Source organism: Paracoccus sp. FO-3 (assembly GCF_006386455.1).
Classification (GTDB): Bacteria; Pseudomonadota; Alphaproteobacteria; order Rhodobacterales; family Rhodobacteraceae; genus Paracoccus; species Paracoccus versutus.
Map to the genome: position 1 here is coordinate 40,074 of NZ_VCBQ01000035.1, position 6,186 is coordinate 46,259.

A 6,186-nucleotide genomic window follows, 5' to 3' on the forward strand; every position below is an offset into this window, starting at 1 on the left:
GCTCGGTCATGCCCGCAGCGCGACACGCGACCCAGCAAAGGACGACCCGGACCATTGACCTGCACGCCTCAAGCCGCCTCTCTCCAGTTCCGTCCGACGGAGGGAGAGCGTTATCCCGCCTTCAAGCGCCACATCCCCGAGCGGCTGTTCTATGTGCTGCCCGCGCTGATGTGGCTGGCGCTGGCGATCCGATATCGCAGCCTGACGCTTCCCAGCGCCGCCAACCCGGCGATGGAGGCGGGCGGGCTGTGGGGGGAAAGCAAGTCGCAGGGGCTGGACCTGTTCGGGCCGCAGGGGCGGACCCGGCTGGCGGGTTTCGTCCGCCTTCGTCGTGAGGCGGCGGACATCGCCCCCCTCGACCGCGCGCTGACCGCCATGGCCGGGGCGGGGCTGGACTTTCCGGTCGTCGCAAAGCCCGACCGCGGCTATCAGGGCTGGGGCGTCAGGCTGATCCGGCAGGCCGAGGATCTGGCGGATTACCTGGCGGTGCATCCTCCGGGCACCACCATCCTGCTGCAGGAACTGGTCGATCTGCCCGGCGAGGCGGGGATCTTCTACCTGCGCCACCCCGGCCAGGCGCGGGGCCGCATCGTCTCGATGGCCTTCGTCTATCCGCCGCATGTGGTCGGCGACGGACGCAGCAGCGTGGCCCGGCTGGTCCAGGCCGACAAGATCCTGCGCCCGAACAGCGCCATCTATCGCGACCGGCATCCCGAAAGCTGGGAGACGGTGCCCATGCCGGGTGCCGCCCATATCCTGACCAATGCGCGCAGCGCCCGGCTTGGCGCGGTCTATCGCGACGCGCAATCCTTCGTCACGCCAGAGCTGGAAGCGGTGATCGACGAGATCTCGCGCGAGATCCCGGATTTCCATTTCGGCCGCTTCGACGTCCGCTTTCGCAGCGCCGAGGAACTGGCCGCGGCCCGCAGTTTCAGGATATTGGAGCTGAACGGCGCCGGGGCCGAGATGCTGCACATCTGGTCCGGCGGCCGCACGCTGCGACAGGCATACCGCGCGTTATGGCAGCAGTATCGCTGGCTTTTCGCCATCGGCGATGCCATGCGGCGGCGCGGGGCGCGGGTGGTGGGCCTGCGCGGCATGATCCGGCTGCAGCGCCAGCAGGAGGCGCTGCGGCGGATCTATCCCCCAAGCTCGTGAACGCCCCTTGCGCAGCTTCGCGCCGGGCGGGACAGTGCCATTGATCGGCGCGGCCAATCCGGCCCGGCGCAAAGGAGCCCTGCATGATCCCCGACCTGCCCCTCTGCCAGCCCCCCGGCGAAACCATCGTGGTTCCCGCGCCGGAACAGTCGCTGGCCGAAGAGGCGCTTGGCTTCGTGCTTGAGCCGTTCCAGCCGCTGCGCGAACAGTTCTCGGCCATCACCGGCCTCGGGCTGGAGCCGGACGAGGCATGGCCCGAGGAACAAGGCCGCACGGTCCGGCAAATGCGGCTGGCGCGCAAGGACGGGCAGGCATACCTGGGCTATCTGGCGGCCGGCCAGCCCGGCGGGCGGCGGGTGATCTTCCTGCATGGCAGTCCCGGCACCGCCGAGGAATGGGACAGGTTCCTGCTGGATGTCCCCGCCGGGCAGTATCACATGGCCGTGGACCGCCCCGGTTTCGGCGCGAGCGGCGAAGAACCCGAGACCGCGCTGGCCGGTCAGGCCGCCGCCGTAGCCCCGCTGCTGACCGCCGGCACGCGGCCTGCGGTTCTTGTCGGCTATTCCTACGGCGGTCCGGTCGCCTTGCGGCTTGCCGCCGATTATCCCTACCGGGTGGCGGGCGTCTTGTTGATCGGTGCCGCCGCCGATCCGCAGCTGGAGGAAACCCACCCGCTGCAGCAGCTGGCCGCGCTGGATTTCTTCGCCCGGCTTTTGCCCGCCGAGCTGGCCAATGCCAATGCGGAGCTTATGAACCTGCAGCCGGGACTTCAGGATCTGGCCGCCGATCTGGGGCGCATCACCGCGCCCGTCACCATCGTTCAGGGTCTGGCCGATACCCTGGTGCCGCCGGAGAACGTGCCCTTCCTGCAAGCGCATCTGCCCGAGAGCCCCGGCCCGCGGGTGATCCTGGTCGAAGAGGCCGACCATTTCCTGCCCTGGACCCATCCCGAGCTGCTGCGCGCGGCGCTGGATTGCGTGATCGGCGACGAAGAGGCGCCGCCTCAGCCGCCCGAGCCGTCCCCCTCGTCCTTGCTCGAGGCGAAATAATAGACCGTGAACCGATGGCTCAGCCAGACCGCGGCGATGACCAGCGCCGCCACGACCAGCCAGGCCCAGTTGCCCAGCAGGTCGAACAGGACGAGGTTGAGACCGAACGCCCCGAAGAACAGCGCCACCGTGTAGACCGCCGCAACCACGCCGTTCACGATGGCGAACCGGCGAAAATCCACCCGCAGGAAGCCGCTGGCCATGAAGATCGGCGGCAGCAGCCGCGCCAGCAGCGCCGCCGGCCAGACCCCGCGATCCAGCAGGTGCCGCCCCCGCTCCAGCATCTTCCCGTCGATCCAGCGGCGGACAAGCGGGCTGCTTCCGGCCAGCGCGCCGATCCCGTAAAGCGCCCAGTCGCTGACGATATTCCCTGTCACCAGCGCCACCAGAGCCAGCGTGGTGCCGATCTCTCCGGCGGCAGCCAGCGCCGCACCGGCGACGATCGCCCCTTCCTCCATGACGAAATTCGCAAGAAACAGCAGCACGGCCAATATCAGCGGATTGCCCAGATACTGTTCGATAAGGGCCTCCACCGGGCGGATCCTCCTGGGGCATGGGGCATGATGGGTCTAGCTAATGGCACCCGCCTGCCTCCGCAAGCCGGGCACCGGACAAAGCTTCATCGCGGGCGTGACCCACGCGCGCCTGTCCAGCACCGGCCGGAGAAATGCGCTATTCGCCGAGCGAGAGGCGGGGGCCCGCCGGCGATCCACCTTTCCTGAAATACGGCTCTGGCCATGGGGAAGGGCCAGGACAAAGCTGCGGCAGGAAGCCCGCCAGAGCCAGCTTGCGACCGCCGGCCGCCGGTTGCTGCGGTCCCGCGGGGAAAGCCCTACGCTGGCATGGATCGCTGCGCCTGTCCGAAACCGATCCGCGTCGCCGGGGCCGAGCGGCCGCGCCTCGACGCATGACGGCACCCTGCGGGGAACCGTTGCTCTTGCCTGACGTTGGACCATCTCCGGCGGCGCTGGTCGGCGTGCCAGTGCCCACCCACCTTCATGGCAGGCGAGGAACGATGGCACCGAATCCCGACAGGACTGAACAAGGCAATGCCGGCGAAACGCAGCAGCGCGGCGGCGAGACCCTGACCACCAACCACGGCATCCCGTTTTCCGACAACCAGAACAGCCTGCGCGCGGGCCATCGCGGCCCGACGCTGCTGGAAGATTTCCTTCTGCGCGAGAAGATCTTCCATTTCGACCATGAGCGCATCCCCGAGCGCATCGTCCATGCCCGCGGCTCGGCCGCGCATGGCCATTTCGAATGCACCGACCCGATCCCCGAGCTGACGCGCGCCAGCCTCTTTGCCAAGAAGGGCAAGAAGACCCCGGTCTTCGTGCGCTTTTCCACCGTCGCGGGCGGGGCGGGCTCGGTCGATACGCCCCGCGACGTGCGCGGTTTCGCGGTCAAGTTCTATACCGACGACGGGAACTGGGATCTGGTCGGCAACAACATCCCGGTCTTCTTCATCCAGGACGCGATCAAGTTTCCCGACCTCGTGCATTCGGTCAAGATGGAGGCCGACCGGGGCTATCCCCAGGCCGCCTCGGCCCATGACACGTTCTGGGATTTCGTCTCGCTGATGCCCGAAAGCCTGCATACGGTGATCTGGGCCATGTCCGACCGCGCCATCCCGCGCAGCTATCGCATGATGCAGGGCTTCGGCGTCCATAGCTTCAAGCTGGTGAACGACCAGGGCGAGACCCGTTTCGTCAAGTTCCACTGGCGCCCGCGGCTGGGCATGCAATCGCTGGTCTGGGACGAAAGCGCCAAGATGCAGGGCGCGGACAACGACTATCACCGCCGCGACCTCTACGAGGCGATTGCAGCGGGCGACCATCCCGAATGGGACCTGGGCCTGCAGATCTTCGACCAGGAACTGGCCGACAGCCTGCCCTGGGACGTGCTGGACGCGACCAAGATCATCCCCGAGGAGATCGTGCCGCTGCGGATGGTCGGCCGCCTGGTGCTGGACCGCAATCCCGACAATTTCTTCGCCGAGACCGAGCAGGTCGCCTTCCTGCCCTCCAACATCGTGCCGGGGATCGAGTTTTCCGACGACCCGCTGCTGCAGGGGCGGCTGTTTTCCTATCTCGACACGCAGAAATCGCGGCTGGGCACGACCAATTTCCACCAGATCCCGGTGAATGCGCCGAAATGCCCCTTTGCCAACATGATGCGCGACGGGATGATGCAGACCCAGGTGCCGAAGGGCCGCGCCAATTACGAGCCGAACAGCCTGGACCAGGCAGGCGAAGACCCCGGCCCCCGCGCCAGCGCCGAAGGTTTCGCCACCGCGCCGCAAGAGGTTTCCGGCCCCAAGCTGCGCATCCGGGCCGAAAGCTTCGGCGATCACTACAGCCAGCCGCGCCTGTTCTGGCGCTCGCAGACCGCGAACGAGCAGGCGCATATCGCCTCGGCCTTCGTCTTTGAACTCTCCAAGGTGGGGCTCGGCCATGTGCGCAGCCGCGTCGTCAGCCATCTGCGCAATATCGACGAGGATCTGGCCAAGCGCGTGGCGGCGGGCCTCGCGATCGAGTTGCCCGAGGCGGCAAAGCCGTTCCGCGACCCGATCGATATCGCGCCTTCGGACGCGCTGTCGATCCAGAAGAACTGGCAGCCGACGCTCAAGGGGCGCAAGGTCGGCATCCTGTTCGCCGAAGGCTCGGACAAGGCGGAGCTCGACGCGCTGGTGGCGGCGGTCGGAAGGGCCGGCGGCACGCCCTTCACCATCGCCCCCAAGGTCGGCGGCATCGCGCTGGCGGGCGGCGAGGCCAAGGCCGACGGCCAGCTTGCCGGCTCGCCCTCGGTGCTGTTCGACGCGGTGGCGCTGGTCCTGACCGAGGAGGCGGCGCAAAAACTGGCGCGGGACGGCGCGGCGGTCGGCTTCGTCATGGACGCCTTTGCCCATCTCAAGGCCATCGGCCATACGCCGGGCGCGCAACCGCTGCTGGACCGCGCGGGGATCGAGCCGGACGAGGGCGTCACCGATCTTGCCGCCCTGCCCCAGGCGGCTGCCCGCCGCTATTGGGACCGCGAGCCCAAGGTTCGCGACCTGGCCTGACCCCCGGCCCGCCCCGCAACGGGTGGGCCTTTCCATCTTTCGGCAGATGCCATGCCCGCGCAGGGCGCCAAGTCCCGCAAGGACGATCTGCGCGCCGGAACACCCTTCCGGGTCACGGCCGCAAAGCCCCTACCCCGCGGCTGACCCGCGACCGCCTCGACGTCATCGGGCGCACGCATCACGGGCTGGGGCCGAGGCGGGTTAGGGAAATCCGTCCTGATCCAGGACCGCCGCCCGCCGATGCGCGGCTCGTCGTCTCGACCGCGATGATCCCGCCCCAGTTCGGCGTGCGGACCGACAGGTCAGCGCTGCGGATGCACCTATCGACAGCAACCGACGACAAAGCGGACACGAGGCTTCAATCCGCCCATCTCCTGTCGCAGGAAGACCCGCGCCCGCAGCCGCGGTCCCGAAGCGGTTTCGAGCATCGGATTTCCTGCCGCCCGCGCGCGGATGCGATGTCCGAGCCCGCCACCGGATATGGCGCGACCGTGAGTGCGAAGGTCTGCAATAGCATTTCCAGGGCGATGAAGCCCAGTTGCACCGCCTTGCGCGCGCCTGGCAGGCTGCTGAAAAAGGATTTCGAGAGGTCGCCGCAGCGGAAATCGTTCTGGATCCAGCTAATATCGGCCCGAAAATGGGGTGTTTTCGGCAAATTTGAGGCGGATTTCCCGGTTCCTCGCCCGCGCTGTCCTGTCGCAAGGACTTTTTCAGCAGCCTGCTAGCAGGGCGCGCGCCGAGACCGACCTGCAATGCCCCGAAAGGTGGAGCAGGCGCGCCATCCCCTCGGCATCCGGCCGATCCGTCCTGATCGGCCTGGCCTGCAGTTCCTGCGCCATGATGCTGCGGCCCCCAGACCACAGGTGCGCAGGCTGCGCCCCGATCTCCGCCTCGCGATCCTTGCGGCGCTGCGTG

At 68.0% G+C, this 6,186-nt stretch carries 5 protein-coding genes and 1 pseudogene; 3 read left to right on the plus strand and 3 right to left on the minus strand.

The features are described 5' to 3' along the window. The first annotated feature begins 54 nt into the window (after positions 1-54). Positions 55-1,158 (plus strand): ATP-grasp domain-containing protein, encoded by a 1,104-nt coding sequence (locus tag FE811_RS11790; protein WP_116221229.1) that lies wholly within the window; start codon positions 55-57, stop codon positions 1,156-1,158. A gap of 83 nt (positions 1,159-1,241) precedes the next feature. Then, positions 1,242-2,207 carry an alpha/beta fold hydrolase gene (locus FE811_RS11795; RefSeq protein WP_116221230.1) on the plus strand — a complete coding sequence of 322 codons (966 nt, stop codon included), beginning with the start codon at positions 1,242-1,244 and terminating at the stop codon, positions 2,205-2,207. Here FE811_RS11795 and FE811_RS11800 read toward each other — a convergent pair. Then, complete coding sequence (locus FE811_RS11800; protein WP_036752694.1) at positions 2,162-2,740, minus strand: DedA family protein; 579 nt, start codon at positions 2,738-2,740, stop codon at positions 2,162-2,164. The genes FE811_RS11795 and FE811_RS11800 overlap by 46 nt on opposite strands. Before the next feature lie 482 nt (positions 2,741-3,222). Here FE811_RS11800 and FE811_RS11805 point away from each other — a divergent pair, with 482 nt between their 5' ends. Further along, the gene (locus FE811_RS11805; RefSeq protein WP_116221231.1) at positions 3,223-5,271 is read left to right on the plus strand and encodes a catalase; all 2,049 of its coding nucleotides are present in this window, start codon (positions 3,223-3,225) and stop codon (positions 5,269-5,271) included. Positions 5,272-5,629: 358 nt separating this feature from the next. On the opposite strand, the gene FE811_RS11810 is transcribed toward FE811_RS11805, so the two are convergent. Both FE811_RS11810 and FE811_RS28260 read right to left on the minus strand, forming a co-directional pair. Then, positions 5,630-5,926 carry a hypothetical protein gene (locus FE811_RS11810; protein WP_116221232.1) on the minus strand — a complete coding sequence of 99 codons (297 nt, stop codon included), beginning with the start codon at positions 5,924-5,926 and terminating at the stop codon, positions 5,630-5,632. A 55-nt stretch (positions 5,927-5,981) separates the two neighbouring features. After that, positions 5,982-6,186 (minus strand): annotated as a pseudogene (locus FE811_RS28260) (hypothetical protein); the annotation flags it as partial.

What these genes read in the sequence shown, in the direction of transcription:
- FE811_RS11795 (WP_116221230.1), top strand. Translation starts at nt 1,242, where the DNA reads ATGATCCCCGACCTGCCCCTCTGCCAGCCCCCCGGCGAAACCATCGTG.
- FE811_RS11805 (WP_116221231.1), top strand. Translation starts at nt 3,223, where the DNA reads ATGGCACCGAATCCCGACAGGACTGAACAAGGCAATGCCGGCGAAACG.